Origin of the sequence: Mycobacterium riyadhense, from assembly GCF_963853645.1 — a bacterium.
In the GTDB taxonomy this organism is placed as follows: domain Bacteria; phylum Actinomycetota; class Actinomycetes; order Mycobacteriales; family Mycobacteriaceae; genus Mycobacterium; species Mycobacterium riyadhense.
Genome location: NZ_OY970456.1, coordinates 301,576 through 315,320, shown reverse-complemented (window position 1 = coordinate 315,320; position 13,745 = coordinate 301,576). Strand labels below are relative to the sequence as shown.

Sequence of the window (13,745 nt, the reverse complement as noted above, 5' to 3'; positions counted from 1 at the left end):
TCAGCCTTACGGGTCTCAGGACAATGGGAAGGGTCGAACGCGGTCCCTCCCCGCTCTGTCGCTGTACCTGAGAGTTTCGCGAACCGTCGGTCTGGTGACGATTCGCTTGCCCCGTCGGTGAGCCGCATTGCACGGCTGCTTTCCAGAGGTGCCTCGTCGCGGCGGTAGGTGTGCCTGAGAGATTCCCGGGGAGGATTTGCTCCTGCGGCGCCTGCCGAAATGAATCGGCGGGACTCTCCCGCCGCGACTCAAAGGCATTCAGAGAGTATCCGACCGCTTGCCCTTTCGCGACCGGCAAAGTGAGCGCCGCCGCACGTGTCCTATCGTGGCGGACATGGACTTCGCGATGTCGGCCACGGCGATCGACTACCACAAGCGGTTGTCCGACTTCATGACCGAATACGTCTTTCCGGCCGAGGCTGAATACGACCGCTACCGCCACGAGGCCGGCCCGCGCGACCACACCGTGCCCCCGATCATCGAGGACCTGAAAACCAAGGCCAAGGAGCACGGCCTGTGGAACCTGTTCCTGCCGGCCGAGTCAGGACTGACCAACCTGGAATACGCGCCGCTGGCCGAGTTGACCGGCTGGAGCCTGGAGATTGCGCCCGAGGCACTCAACTGCGCCGCGCCGGACACCGGAAACATGGAGACCTTGCATCTGTTCGCCACCGACGAACAACGCAAGCAGTGGTTGGAACCGTTGCTGGCCGGCGAGATTCGCAGCGCCTTCTCGATGACCGAGCCGGCGGTTGCCAGCAGCGACGCCCGCAACATCGAGACGTCCATCGTGCGTGACGGCGCCGACTATGTGATCAACGGGCGTAAGTGGTGGACCTCGGGCGCGGCGGACCCGCGCTGCAAGATCCTCATCGTGATGGGCCGCACCAACCCCGAGGCGGCCGCACACCAGCAACAGTCGATGGTCTTGGTGCCAATGGACACCAAAGGCGTGACGGTCGTTCGCTCGACACCCGTCTTCGGCTGGCAGGACCAGCACGGGCACTGCGAAATCAACTACGACAATGTCCGGGTGCCGGCCACCAACCTGCTCGGCGAAGAGGGCAGCGGCTTCGCCATCGCCCAGGCCCGCCTGGGACCGGGCCGAATCCACCACTGCATGCGCGCCCTCGGCGGGGCCGAACGCGCGCTGGCGCTCATGGTGGACCGGGCTCGCAACCGGGTGGCGTTCGGCCGGCCGCTGGCCGACCAGGGCGTGGTTCGAGAGGCAATTGCCAAGTCCCGCAACGAGATCGACCAGGCCAGGCTGCTCTGCGAGAAGGCCGCATGGACGATCGATCAGCACGGCAACAAGGCAGCGCACCTACTGGTCTCGCAGATCAAGGCGGTCGCCCCAACGGTGACGTGTGATGTCGTCGACCGCGCCATCCAGGTGCACGGGGCCGCCGGCGTCAGCGACGACACCGTGTTGGCCCGGCTGTACGGGTGGCATCGCGCCATGCGCATCTTCGACGGACCCGACGAGGTGCACATGCGCACCATCGCGCGCGCCGAAATCGGCCGGGAGAAGTCCCCATTCGCGGCGGCGGTCACCTGACATGGCCGATCTGCCGGGCGCATGGAACTTTCGTGACGTCTCAGAAAGCACCGCGGCACTGCTCCGCCCGGGCCGGCTGTTTCGATCGAGCGAGCTGAGCCGCCTCGACGACGACGGCCGCGCAATGCTGTGCCGGCTGGGCATCACCGACGTCGCCGACTTGCGCGCCTCGCGCGAGGTCGCCCGCCGTGGTCCGGGACTGGTTCCCGACGGCGTCGAGATCCACCTGCTGCCGTTCCCCGACCTTGCCGACGACGAGGCCGACACCGAAGACGCGGCTCCGCATGAAACCGCTTTCCGCAAGCTACTGACCAACGGCGAATCCGACGAATCGGAGGAATCCATCGAGGAGTCCGCCGTCCGCTACATGACCGACGAATACCGCCAGTTCCCAACCCGTAACGGAGCGCAACGCGCGGTGCATCGCGTATTCACTCTGCTGGCTTCCGGACGCCCGGTGCTCACGCACTGTTTTGCGGGCAAGGATCGCACCGGCTTCGTGGTCGCGACCGTGCTGGAAGCCGTCGGACTGGACCGCGACGTCATCGTCGCCGACTACCTGCGCAGCAACGACGCCGTCCCCCAGCTCAGAGCCCAGATCACCGACATGATCCAGCAGCGCGTGGACACCGTGACACCCGAGGTGGTGACCTTCACCAAGGCCCGGTTGTCCGACGGGGTCCTCGGTGTTCGCCCAGAGTATCTGGCCGCCGCCTGGCAGACGATCGACGAGGCATTCGGATCGCTGGCCGGTTACCTACGCGACGCGGGTATCACCGAGGCGGACGTGGAACGCGTGCGCGGCAAATTGCTGTCTTGACCCGATTCTAGGTGTCTGCGCAAAGGCCAGACATGCTCACGGGGTCGCCGTATTCTCAGGAGTCACGGGCTGTTAGCAGCGAGTTCATCGGGTTCATCGGGTTTGTTTTGCGGGGAGCGACCCGGGCCGCCAGGGAGGGTTGACGCGATGACATATGTGAGCGCACAGCTGCCAACGTTGGCGGCCGCGGTTACGGAATTGGCGGAAATTGGTTCCGCGATCAATGCGGCCGCTGCTGCTGCGGCGGCGCCGACGACCGCGGTGGCAACGGCCGCCGCCGACGAGGTGTCGGCCGCCATCGCGAAGCTGTTCGGCGCGTACGGCCAGGAGTTCCAAGCGATCAGCGCGCGACTTGCGGCGTTGCAAACCCAGTTCACCCAGACATTGGCCACCGCTGAGAGCGCTTACGCGGCGACCGAGGCAGCCAATGCGGCGGCTGTGCAGGCCGCGCTCAGCCCTGCTGCCCAGCCACCCGCTGCCGCAGCCGTAGCGTTAATCATGGGCGGCACGGGAATGCCGATACCTTCACAAACGTATATTGACGACGTCGTGGCACGGTACATTCCGTTCGTCCCGGACCTTACCCAGGGCCTCGTCACCCCCGAAGAGCTTTATCCCATTACCGGCGTCAAAAGCTTGACCCTCCAAAAGTCGGTGGAGGAGGGCCTCACTATTCTCAACAACGCGCTCATACCGCGGCTCGAAGCCGGAGATAACGTCACCGTTTTCGGGTATTCCCAAAGCGCCGTCATCGCGTCACTGCAGATGCAGCGCCTCATTTCCGAAGGTGCGCCGTATACGGGGCAGCTCACCTTTGTGCTGACCGGCAACGAGATGAATCCCAACGGCGGCATCCTCGCGCGCATACCCGGTCTGAACATCACAAGCATCGGCCTGCCGTTCTACGGGGCGACTCCGGACAACCCCTATACGACAACGACCTACACGATCGAATACGACGGCTTCGCCGACTTCCCGCGGTATCCGCTCAATGTTTTGTCTGACCTCAACGCCACGATGGGTATTCTCTTGCTGCACACGCAGTACGCGACCCTGCCGCCTTCGGACATAGCGAACGCCGTCCTATTGCCAACAGAGGGCCCCACGTCGAACACCTACTACATTATTCGCACCGAGCACCTGCCACTGTTGGCTCCGGTGCGGGCCATCCCGGTGATCGGTGAACCGCTGGCCGCCCTGGTCGAACCCAACTTGAAGGTGATCGTCAATTTGGGCTACGGCGACCCGAACTACGGCTATTCGACGAGCCCAGCGAATGTTCCTACTCCGTTCGGATTGTTCCCGGACGTCCCCCCACAGGTGGTCGCCGACGCGCTCGTCGCCGGGACCCAGCAAGGTGTCTCGGACTTCTGGGCCAGCCTGCCGGTCGCCCTTTCGACCCCACCCGAAATGCCGTCGCTCGCGTTCCCGCCGTACATCCAATCCGTACTGCCGGAACCGACTCCCCCGGTGCCCTCGACGCCGCTGCGCGTCGCGGAGGTTCTCACTGCTGCCGTCTCGACGGGTTACTCGGTCCTTCTTCCGACGGCGGACATAGGTCTTGCCTTCGTCACCATCCTCCCGGCCTATAACCTCAGCCTGTTCCTCAACGAGCTAGCGCACGGAAGCCTCGTCGGTGCGATCGAACTTCCGCTCGCGGCGACCTTCGGGTTGGCCGCGCTCGGCGCCATGATCGAGGCCATCGCGGTCGTGCAAGCGGCGGCAACGATTGCTCAGGATCTCCAGAGCCTCAACGTCTAGCACGCGGCGGTTCAGAAATTTTTAAGGAAACGGCAAACGGCCGGCTGTTGGCGACCTAGGCTAACTAATGCCGGCGTCACGGTGACCGGCTTCGCCCGGATCGGTTTCATGGCATCGTCGGCATAGCGACGGGAAGACGAAAAGCCTTGCCCGTGAAGGGGGTTGGTCGATGACGTACTTGGTGACGCAACCGCAGCTGGTGGCCGAGGCCGCGGCGAATGTGGCGGGAATTCGTTCGGCGATAGACGCGGCCAATGCGGCCGCGGCCGGCCCGACAACCAGCCTGGTGGCGGCGGCCGCCGACGAGGTGTCGGCGGCCACCGCAACGCTGTTTAGCGCGTATGGCCAGGAGTATCAGGCGCTGATCAGGTGGGCAGCCGCTTTCCACGAAGAATTTGTTCGGGCATTGTCCGCCGCGGCCACCGCCTACGGGGAAGCCGAGGCCGCTAATGCGGCAGCCGTGTCGGGGGCACTGGGAGCGCTGACCGCGCCCATCCAGTCGTTGCTCGGCGGCACCGCGACAACCGGCTCCGCCGGCGGGAGTGTCGTCGCGGCGCCCCTTGCGGCGGCGACATTCGACGTGGCGTTGATCATGACCGGCAGCGGCACGCCGATACCGTCACCGGACTACATGGCCAGCGTTCGCCCGTTCATCACAGCCGGTTTCAATGTGCTCGGCGGAAACATACCCCTGAACACGCCCGAGGGGTTATACCCGCTGACCCAGATCAAGGACCTGCCCCTCAACCAGTCGGTGACCTTCGGCGTACAAATGCTCCACAACGCCCTCTTTGGGCCCCAGGGGCTCATCACCAACGGACAAAGCGTTGCCGTCTTGGGCTACTCGCAAAGCGCCATCCTCTCCTCGATCGAGATGCGCAACCTCGCGGCCGTCGGGAGCCCGAGCGCGGACATGCTCAGCTTCACCCTGCTGGGCAATCCGATGGCAGCCAACGGCGGTCTGCTGTCGCGCTTTCCGGGTCTGTCCATGCCGGCGCTGGGCCTGGAGTTCTACGGGGCGACGCCATCGAACACGGGTTACCCGCTCACCCAGTACACACTCCAATACGACGGGTACGCCGACTTCCCCCAGTACCCGCTCAATTTCCTGGCCGACCTCAACGCCTTCATGGGCATCCAATCCGTGCACGGTAACTACCCCGGCCTGGATCCGAACAACCTTCCCCCCGGCTACAGCCTCGTCGAATTGCCGGTATCCCCGGGCAACAACGGGCTCGAGCACTACTACATGATCACCCACCCGGATCTTCCGCTCCTGGAGCCGCTGCGAGCGGTCCCGGTGATCGGCGATCCGCTGGCGGATCTGGTGCAGCCGAACTTGACCTATCTGGTCAACCTGGGCTACGGCGATCCCCGCTACGGCTATTCGACCGGGTACGCCGATGTGCCCACGCCGTTCGGGCTGTTTCCGCCGATCAACCCCATAACGTTCGCGGCCGACATGGGCAGCCTGGCCCAACAGGGTGTCACTGCCTTCGTAAGCGACATCCAGGCCATGGCGCCGACCATGCCGCCCGACCTGTCGCTGGCGGGCCTCGCGCAGACCGGCGGCTCGTCAACGCCATGGGCGCTCCCCAGCCTGCCGGCGGCCACGGGCTCGCCAATCGACGGCTTCATCGACGCCCTTCAAGCGGCGAACACCGAGATCGCCGAAGCCATTTCGAGCGCGGCCGCCGACGCTTACGCTGTTGCGCTGCCGACAGCCGACATCTTGAACACCCTCGTGACCATTGTTCCGTCCTATAACTTCAACCTCTTCCTGGACGGGATCGCACAGGCGGCAACCGGCGATCCCATCGGACTGGTCAACGCCATCGGTTACCCGATCGCCGCCGACGTGGCCTTGTTGACGCTCGCCGGCGGTTTCGAGGCCTCCGTGCTCTTCTACGCCCTCGAGTCGGTTATTGGCGACCTCACGGGTGCCGCCTAGCCGCGCCTACGGCTCCAGGACCAGCTTGCCGAGCACGCCGCCGTCGTCGAGGCTCTGCAACGCTGCCTTGGCCTCGCTTAACGGATAACGTTGCGGCGGAGGTGGTCTCAGGCCCAGAAAGACCAACTGATTCAAGCCCCAGGAAAACAGCTCGGCCGAACCGGGGACCGCGTTCAGGTATTCGCCCCACGCGACGCCCACCACGCTGATGTTGCGCAGCAGCAGGCGGCTGACCTTGAGTGTAGGAATGCTTCCCGCCGCGAACCCGATCACCAACAACTTGCCGTCGATCGCCAGCACGTTGAGCGCGTCGCCGAAAGCGGAACCACCGATGGGGTCGACAACGATGTCCACCCCTTGCCTGTAAGTGTGCTCACGAACCTGCTCGACCCAGGCGTCGGTCAGCGGAAGCACAACGTCGGCCCCGAGCGAGGCGACATAGTCAATCGCGCTCTCCCGGTGCACCACAGCGAGCACCTGACTGGCGCCCATCGCCTTGGCGATCTGGACGGCGGCCGTGCCCACCCCGCCGGCCGCGCCCAGCACCAGCACCGAGTCGCCCGGCCGCATGGCGGCACGACGGGACAGGGCGAAGTACATGGTGTTGTAGTTCACCAACAACGACACCGCTTCGGCATCGTCAAGCTCTGCCGGGCTGCGCACCACATTTGCCGCCGGAACGGCTACCTGCTCGGCGTAGCAGCCGAGCACTCCGAACGCCGAAACACGCTCGCCCACACGGAAACCCGAATCCGACGGCGCCGAAAGCACGACACCCGCGGTTTCCATGCCGGGCACGAACGGCGGCGCCAACTTCAGTTGGTACTCACCCTTGCTCAGCAGCAGGTCGGGAAAGCACACGCCGGCGGCGCGAACCTCAATGACCAGGTTGTCGTCACCGCCGGAGGCGTCATCAACATCGGTATAGACGATGCCGGACGGCCCGGAAAGCTCTTGTACAACACAAGCTTTCATGAAAGCTACAGCTTGAATCCAGCTTTGGTCGCGGCGGACAGGTCGGTGATCTCGGCCCAGCGCTCCGCGACATCCAGCACCGACGGCGGCTTGTCGAAGACGGCGCCGTCGTTCTGGAACAACGCGGTCCGTTGCACCTTGCCGCCACCGACGATGAACACTGATCCGTTATCCGCGCATTCCTCGGTGCACAGGTAGGCCACCACCGGAGCAACGAAGTCTGGCGTCAGCTTCTCAAAGACCTCGGGCGGAAGAATGTCCTGAGTCATCCTGGTGGCCGCGATCGGGGCGAGCGCATTGGCGTGAATGTTGTACTTGGCACCCTCCAGCGCCAAGGTGTTGATCAAGCCGACCAGGCCGAGTTTGGCTGCCCCGTAGTTGCTCTGGCCGAAGTTTCCGAACAGCCCGCTGGTGGAGGTGGCGACGACCACCCGGCCATAGCTCTGCTCACGAAAATGCGGCCACGCCGCCCGGATGACGTTGTACCCACCGTAGAGGTGGACCTTGAGCACGGCGTCCCAGTTCTCGAACGACATCTTGTGGAAGGTGCCGTCGCGCAGGATCCCGGCGTTGCTCACCACACCGTGCACGGCGCCGAACTCGTCGAGCGCGGTCTTGATGATGTTCGCTGCGCCGTCGGGCTCGGCCACGCTGTCATAGTTGGCGACCGCGCGGCCACCGGCCTCACGGATCTCGGCGACGACGTTGTCGGCCATCGCCGACCCAGCGCCGGTCCCGTCGCGGGCTCCACCGAGGTCGTTGACAACCACGCAGGCGCCCTCGCGGGCGAGGGTGAGAGCGTATTCACGGCCCAGTCCGCCGCCGGCCCCGGTAACGACAACGACGCGATCCTGCACTCCGGGCATCAGGTTCCTCTCTCCAGTCTTTGAAGTCGGGTCAGAACAGCTTGCGAGCTAGCTTGAAAGCCCGCTCGGTGTAAGGCGGGTAGATCATCTTCGACATGTCGGGCCGGGTCGGTTTCGTCAGCACCGACTTACGGTGGCTGAACTCCTCGAAGCCCCACTTGCCGTGGTAGGCGCCCATGCCCGACGCACCGACGCCGCCGAACGGCAGCTTGGCCGTTGACACCTGAAAGGCGAGATGGTTGACCAGCATGCCGCCTGCCGACACTTCTTTGATGACCCGTTCGCGGGTGGCGCGCCCCTTGGTGAACAGATACGCGGACAACGGCTTGGGCCGCGAGTTGACGAAGCCTATCGCCTCGTCCAGGGACTTGACCGTGACCACCGGCAGGATTGGGCCGAAGATCTCGTTGGTCATCAGCGGCCCGTCCGGGTCGGGATCGACGACTACTGTTGGCTGGATGCGCAGGCTGGATGCGTCACACCCGCCTCCGACAACGACGTTGCCTTTGCCGTCGGCCTTCACGGCGTCAAGGTAGCCGCTGAGCCGGTCGAACTGGCGCTGGTTGACAATGCGCAGTCCGGTCGGGTCTTCCTCGGACCGGAACTTGGTGAGCGCGGCGCCGATCTTGCTGACGAGTTCATCGCGAATCGATGCGTCGGCCAACACATAGTCGGGTGCGACGCAGGTTTGGCCGGCATTGAGGATTTTGATCCAGGCGATCCGCTTGGCCGCGACGTCCACGTCGGCGTCGGCCGCGACGATCACCGGGCTCTTGCCGCCCAGTTCGAGGGTGACCGGGGTCAAGTGCGGTGCCGCGCCTTCGTAGACCTTGCGGCCGATCTCGGTGCCACCGGTGAACATGACGCGGTCCAGGCCTTGCGCGATCAGCTCCTGGCTAACTGCGCCGTCGCCTTCGACCACCGCGATCGCATCGTTGTCGAGGTAGCGAGGTATCAGCTCGGCCATCAAATGCGACGATGCTGCGGCGATTTCGGAGGGCTTGAGCAAGACGGCGTTCCCGGCGGCAATTGCCCCGACGGCCGGACCCAGCGTCAGGTAGAACGGGTAATTCCAGGCGCCGATGATTAGCACGGTGCCGTAGGGTTCGTATTCCACCCAGCCACGACCCGGCAACTGCGGCGCCTCTAGTAGCAGGTACTTGCGGCGCGTCCATCTGCGCACGCGCTTGGCCGCGTACTTCGCTTCGGCGATCGTGGTTGCCACATCGGCGATGAACGCCTCGACCGTGTTGCGGTCCAGATCCTCGGCGAGCGCTTTGCCGATCGCGGCCTCGTTCTCCTCCATCAACCGTTGCAGCCCGAGCAACTGCCGCTTACGCCACTCGATGCTGCGGGTGCGCCCGGTGGCGAAGGTCTTACGGAGCCGAGCGACCGTCCGGGTGACATCGGTTGATTCGGATGCACCAGACGCGGGCGCGGCTTTGGGTGGGGATTCGGTGGTCATCGTCGTCCTTCCTTTCCGGAGCCACCCGCTGCTGTTGGCGCACGGCCGCTCATCGGCGATACCCGCGATCCTAGTCACCAGGTTGGGGCCGCAATAGGCGTGTCGTTACAACCGCTCCGCCGTCACGAACTCGGAGAACGCCTGCTTGTCGTCGGCCATCGGCACCCCTTGAACCCAACGGCCCACGCGGCGCATCTCGTCGCTGGCGTTTTGGGAGGTAGCCCGCCAGCCGTGTTCGTTGAGCCAGTCAACGACGACCGCCCGGTCCGGATCGTGATAAATCAGCTCCTGCACGTCGACGGTCTGCTCGAGGCCTAGCGTCTCGACCACCTTCCGGAACCGTTCCCGCATTTGTTCACGGCGCTCATCGGCATGGTTTCCCGCCGTCTCGGCGGCGATCCTGCTCCCGGTCGGGCTGAGCTCACCGATTTGGGTGAACAGCCGGTCCTGAGCTTCGGCGGGCAGATACATCAATAGCCCCTCGGCCAACCAGGCGGTCCGCGCCGTCGGGTCGAAGTCCACAGCGCACAGGCCCGCCGGCCAGTCCTGACGCAAATCGATCGGCACCTCACGGCGCTGCGCGGCCGGCGTCACGCCGTTCGTCGCCAGCGTCGCGGACTTGTAGGCAAGCACCTGAGGCTGATCGATCTCGTATACGGTGGTGCCGGCCGGCCAGTCCAGCCGGTAAGCGCGGGAATCGAGTCCGGACGCTAGAATCACGATCTGCTGAATTCCGTCGGCGACGGCGTCGGCGAAGTAGCTGTCGAAGAAGTTGGTCCGGACCGCTTGATAGCTGCGCATGTGCTGCACGGTGGCCGCGGTTTCGGAGTCGATAGCCTCGACCCTGGCAACCATCGACTCGTCGAGCATCGCTTCCCAGATGGCGCCGGCGTTGGCGTTGGTGACGAGCAGCCTGGCGTACGGGTCGCGAATCAGCGGGTCGGCCTGGTCGGTTTCGACGGCCCGTGCGGCAGCCACCATCACCGCTGTCGCACCGACGCTCGTTCGGATGTCCCAGGTGTCGTCATGGGTGCGCATCGTGCTCATTGCGTGCTCCGCATCGTGAATTTTCTACCGTGATCAGATGTTTGGCCGCGGTCACCAGCCCGGCTCATGCGACGACCATGCTACCTAATAAGTTAGGCAATCTATACGCTTTGTGCGCGAGGTCACCGGGCTCGACCGCGGGTTAGGCGTTGGACCGCCAGACCGTGCCACCCAGCAGCTGCCGCAACATGTCGATGAGGGCGGCCATCTCTTCGGCGCTGCGCACGTAACCGGCATAGAACCCGACACCGCAGAGTACGACGAGCAATGTCTCGACCAACGCGGGTACATCGATATCGGCGATGACTTCACCGCGCTCGATTGCATCATTGACAGCCAGTGTCAGGAATTCCCGGCTAACCAGAACAGCATCGTTTTCGGTCTGGCTCAATTCCGGATGACGCTGAGATTCGAGGACGTTGGTGATCAGGAACGCAGACGCGGACGGATACTCGGAATTTGCCTTCATCGCTACAGCGATGAACACCGCCAACCGCCCCATGAGCGTCGTCTCACGCCGGGCCTCGTCGATACCGGCCGCAACGACGAGTTCGTTGGTGCGCTCGACCACCTCCCGATACAGCGCCCGCTTGCTGGGGAAGTAGTGATTAATCGCCGGCCGAGTCAGATCCGCGCGAATCGCGATCGCCTGGAAGGTCGCCCCGTCGTAGCCGCGTTCGCTGAAGACCTGGCGAGCGGCACGTAGGATGCGCCCACGCGTCTCGTCTGCTTTCGCCGCTGGGGGACGTCCCGGGCCGCGACTGGCCGTAACCCGCATTTTCAAAGTGTGCCATCGCGGTGGAGTGGCATCACGGCGTTCGGCGGGATGCTACGGAACTTCCCAGTTTGGTAATCCTCGAGCGCCTCGATCACTTCCGCCCGCGAGTTCATGACGAACGGTCCGTAGTGAAAAACCGGCTCCCGAATCGGCCGTCCGCCAAGGATGAGCACGTCCAAAGTCGACCGGGCGGCGATGGTGATTCGGTCGCCAGGCCCCAAAACCGCCAACTGCCCCTGCCGAATCGGATGTCCCACCGGACCGACTGATCCCCGTCCGGACAGCGGGTAAACCAGCGCATTGAAATCGCGGCGCCACGGAATATTAAGTCGCGCAGCGCTTTCCAGTGTCGCGTGCGCCAGCGTGATCGGCGTGTGGGTGGCCCCCGGCCCGCGATGGCCGTCAATTTCACCGGCGATGATGCGGATCAGCGCGCCGCCGTCGTCGGAAGCGATCAGCCTCGTGTCGACGCCTTCAATGGCCTGATACCGAGGCGGGGTGAACTTATCGCGGTGCGGAAGATTCACCCACAGCTGTACGCCATGAAATGTTCCCCCACTATTTACCATGTCGACAGATGGCGTCTCGATATGTATAATCCCTGACCCAGCAGTCATCCACTGGGTCGCGCCGTCCGCGATCAGGCCGCCGCCGCCGTGGGAGTCTTGGTGCACCAACGTGCCGTCGATCATGTAGGTGACGGTTTCAAAGCCGCGGTGCGGATGCCAGTCGGTGCCCCTGGGTTCGCCGGGCTGGTACTCCACCTCACCCATCTGGTCCATGTGGACAAAGGGATCCAGGGCGGCCGTGCTGACCCCGGCGAAGGCCCTTACCACCGGGAAGCCCAGACCTTCATGCCCTCGAGGACCGGTGGTGATCGATCGGACCGGGCGCTCGGTGTCGGCGGGACTGGCCGGTCCCACCCGCGGCAACGTGAGCGTGTCTGCGGTAATAGCGGGCATGGTTACCTCCTTGCTACAGTTACCCGTATAACCGGACCTCGGTCCGGTTATTCCCGGTTGTCTAGGATGGCCGAGTGCTCGTCAGGCCCACGCAATGACCTCGCCCTTCGATGCCGGGGGAGCCGCCGGCGGACGATTCGGAGCATCGATCAGAAGCGCCGGTTACCTACGCAAGTGGTTTCTGCTGGGCATCACGATCGGCGTCATCGCGGGCCTGGGGGCGGTGCTCTTCTACCTAGCGCTGCGATACACCGGCGAATTTCTCCTCGGCTACCTGGCGGGATACCACATCCCCAGGCCCGTTGGAGAGGGTGGCGGTAGTCGCGGGTCGGCCGGCTTCGTCCGGCCGTGGGCGATTCCGATGGTGACGACCGGCGGTGCCCTGCTGTCGGCGGTCATCGTGGCCAAGTTCGCCCCAGAGGCCACCGGTCACGGCACCGACGAAGCGATCGAAGCGGTGCACGGCGACCCCCGCGCCATCCGTGGCCGCGCCGTGCTGGTGAAGATGGTGGCCAGCGCGCTGACCATCGGCTCTGGCGGCTCGGGTGGCCGCGAAGGGCCGACGGCGCAGATCTCGGCCGGCTTCAGCTCCTTGCTGACCCGCCGGCTCGGTGTGTCCGACGAGGACGGCCGGACCGCGGTCGCACTGGGGATCGGCGCGGGCATCGGCGCCATCTTCGCCGCACCACTCGGCGGAGCAGTCCTGGCCGCGTCAATCCCCTACCGCGACGACTTCGACTACCGCATCCTGCTGCCCGGATTCATCACCTCGGGGACGGCGTATGCGGTGCTCGGCTCATTCTTGGGATTCGACCCACTGTTCGGCTACATCGACGCTGAGTATCGGTTCGAAAGGGCGTGGCCGCTGCTGTGGTTCGTGGTCCTCGGTCTGGCCGCCGCGGCCGTGGGCTATCTGTATGCACGAATCTTCCACGCATCAGTGGCGCTGACCCACCGGCTTCCCGGTGGGCCCGTCATCAAGCCGACGATCGGCGGACTCTTGGTCGGGCTGTTGGGCCTGCTGATCCCCCAGGTCCTGAGCAGTGGCTACGGCTGGGCGCAGCTGGCCGCCGACCGGGGTTCGCTGATGGCGATTCCGTTGTGGATCATCATCGTCCTGCCCATCGCCAAGATCGTTGCCACGTCGCTGTCAATCGGTACCGGCGGATCCGGCGGGTTGTTCGGGCCCGGAATCGTTATCGGCGCCTTCGTGGGGGCCGCGGTCTGGCGCCTGGGCGAGCTGACCGGGCTGCCGGGGGTGCCGGACGCGCCGGGGATCTTCGTGGTGGTCGGGATGATGGCGTGTTTTGGGAGCGTCGCGAGGGCGCCGCTGGCGATCATGATCATGGTTGCGGAGATGACCGGCTCGTTCTCGGTGGTACCCGGAGCGATCATCGCCGTCGGCATCGCGTCGTTGCTGATGTCGCGCACCAACGTCACCATCTACGAAGCGCAGCGGCTGAACCGGGAAGCCGCCGCGGCCGAGCGCAGGCGTGAGGCCGGAGCCGCGTGACCGTGCGCAGTTGTACGTCATCCTCGGCGTGTCTCCGTACCGACACGCC

Annotated in this window: 11 protein-coding genes and 1 riboswitch; of the genes, 5 read left to right on the top strand and 6 right to left on the bottom strand. The window is 64.9% G+C overall.

The window, feature by feature from the left end; all coding sequences use genetic code 11:
- Nucleotides 1–45: 45 nt before the first annotated feature.
- Nucleotides 46–156: riboswitch (glycine riboswitch) on the bottom strand.
- A 190-nt stretch (nt 157–346) separates the two neighbouring features.
- From AADZ78_RS01390 to AADZ78_RS01375, 4 genes are all read left to right on the top strand, one after another.
- Nucleotides 347–1,558: an acyl-CoA dehydrogenase family protein gene (locus AADZ78_RS01390; RefSeq protein ID WP_139828938.1), complete on the top strand. Its 1,212-nt coding sequence runs from the start codon at nt 347–349 to the stop codon at nt 1,556–1,558.
- A 1-nt stretch (nt 1,559) separates the two neighbouring features.
- Nucleotides 1,560–2,378 (top strand): tyrosine-protein phosphatase, encoded by an 819-nt coding sequence (locus tag AADZ78_RS01385; RefSeq protein ID WP_085252303.1) that lies wholly within the window; start codon nt 1,560–1,562, stop codon nt 2,376–2,378.
- Between the two features lie 147 nt (nt 2,379–2,525).
- Nucleotides 2,526–4,139: a PE family protein gene (locus tag AADZ78_RS01380; protein ID WP_085252304.1), complete on the top strand. Its 1,614-nt coding sequence runs from the start codon at nt 2,526–2,528 to the stop codon at nt 4,137–4,139.
- A 169-nt stretch (nt 4,140–4,308) separates the two neighbouring features.
- Nucleotides 4,309–6,090 carry a PE-PPE domain-containing protein gene (locus AADZ78_RS01375; RefSeq protein ID WP_085252305.1) on the top strand — a complete coding sequence of 594 codons (1,782 nt, stop codon included), beginning with the start codon at nt 4,309–4,311 and terminating at the stop codon, nt 6,088–6,090.
- Nucleotides 6,091–6,096: 6 nt separating this feature from the next.
- Here the strand turns inward: AADZ78_RS01375 and AADZ78_RS01370 are convergent, their stop codons facing one another.
- The 6 genes from AADZ78_RS01370 to AADZ78_RS01345 all read right to left on the bottom strand — a co-directional run bounded on the left by AADZ78_RS01370 (nt 6,097) and on the right by AADZ78_RS01345 (nt 12,183).
- Complete coding sequence (locus AADZ78_RS01370; protein ID WP_085252306.1) at nt 6,097–7,065, bottom strand: NADPH:quinone oxidoreductase family protein; 969 nt, start codon at nt 7,063–7,065, stop codon at nt 6,097–6,099.
- A 5-nt stretch (nt 7,066–7,070) separates the two neighbouring features.
- Entirely contained in the window at nt 7,071–7,931 is an 861-nt protein-coding gene (locus AADZ78_RS01365) for an SDR family oxidoreductase (RefSeq protein WP_085252307.1), read from the bottom strand.
- A 31-nt stretch (nt 7,932–7,962) separates the two neighbouring features.
- Nucleotides 7,963–9,396 (bottom strand): aldehyde dehydrogenase family protein, encoded by a 1,434-nt coding sequence (locus AADZ78_RS01360; RefSeq protein WP_085252308.1) that lies wholly within the window; start codon nt 9,394–9,396, stop codon nt 7,963–7,965.
- A 105-nt stretch (nt 9,397–9,501) separates the two neighbouring features.
- Complete coding sequence (locus AADZ78_RS01355; protein ID WP_139828939.1) at nt 9,502–10,434, bottom strand: class I SAM-dependent methyltransferase; 933 nt, start codon at nt 10,432–10,434, stop codon at nt 9,502–9,504.
- A gap of 151 nt (nt 10,435–10,585) precedes the next feature.
- Nucleotides 10,586–11,221, bottom strand: a complete 636-nt coding sequence (locus AADZ78_RS01350) for a TetR/AcrR family transcriptional regulator (RefSeq protein WP_085252310.1) — start codon at nt 11,219–11,221, stop codon at nt 10,586–10,588.
- A 2-nt stretch (nt 11,222–11,223) separates the two neighbouring features.
- Nucleotides 11,224–12,183 (bottom strand): pirin family protein, encoded by a 960-nt coding sequence (locus AADZ78_RS01345; RefSeq protein ID WP_085252311.1) that lies wholly within the window; start codon nt 12,181–12,183, stop codon nt 11,224–11,226.
- Nucleotides 12,184–12,277: 94 nt separating this feature from the next.
- On the opposite strand from AADZ78_RS01345, the gene AADZ78_RS01340 reads away from it, so the two are divergent.
- Complete coding sequence (locus AADZ78_RS01340; protein ID WP_085252312.1) at nt 12,278–13,696, top strand: chloride channel protein; 1,419 nt, start codon at nt 12,278–12,280, stop codon at nt 13,694–13,696.
- The last annotated feature ends 49 nt before the right edge of the window (nt 13,697–13,745 follow it).

Excerpts from the sequence above, each read along its gene's own strand:
- AADZ78_RS01345 (WP_085252311.1), bottom strand. The coding sequence starts at position 12,183 with ATGCCCGCTATTACCGCAGACACGCTCACGTTGCCGCGGGTGGGACCG.
- AADZ78_RS01340 (WP_085252312.1), top strand. The coding sequence starts at position 12,278 with ATGACCTCGCCCTTCGATGCCGGGGGAGCCGCCGGCGGACGATTCGGA.
- AADZ78_RS01375 (WP_085252305.1), top strand. The coding sequence starts at position 4,309 with ATGACGTACTTGGTGACGCAACCGCAGCTGGTGGCCGAGGCCGCGGCG.
- AADZ78_RS01380 (WP_085252304.1), top strand. The coding sequence starts at position 2,526 with ATGACATATGTGAGCGCACAGCTGCCAACGTTGGCGGCCGCGGTTACG.
- AADZ78_RS01365 (WP_085252307.1), bottom strand. The coding sequence starts at position 7,931 with ATGCCCGGAGTGCAGGATCGCGTCGTTGTCGTTACCGGGGCCGGCGGC.
- AADZ78_RS01350 (WP_085252310.1), bottom strand. The coding sequence starts at position 11,221 with ATGCGGGTTACGGCCAGTCGCGGCCCGGGACGTCCCCCAGCGGCGAAA.
- AADZ78_RS01370 (WP_085252306.1), bottom strand. The coding sequence starts at position 7,065 with ATGAAAGCTTGTGTTGTACAAGAGCTTTCCGGGCCGTCCGGCATCGTC.
- AADZ78_RS01385 (WP_085252303.1), top strand. The coding sequence starts at position 1,560 with ATGGCCGATCTGCCGGGCGCATGGAACTTTCGTGACGTCTCAGAAAGC.
- AADZ78_RS01360 (WP_085252308.1), bottom strand. The coding sequence starts at position 9,396 with ATGACCACCGAATCCCCACCCAAAGCCGCGCCCGCGTCTGGTGCATCC.
- AADZ78_RS01355 (WP_139828939.1), bottom strand. The coding sequence starts at position 10,434 with ATGCGCACCCATGACGACACCTGGGACATCCGAACGAGCGTCGGTGCG.
- AADZ78_RS01390 (WP_139828938.1), top strand. The coding sequence starts at position 347 with ATGTCGGCCACGGCGATCGACTACCACAAGCGGTTGTCCGACTTCATG.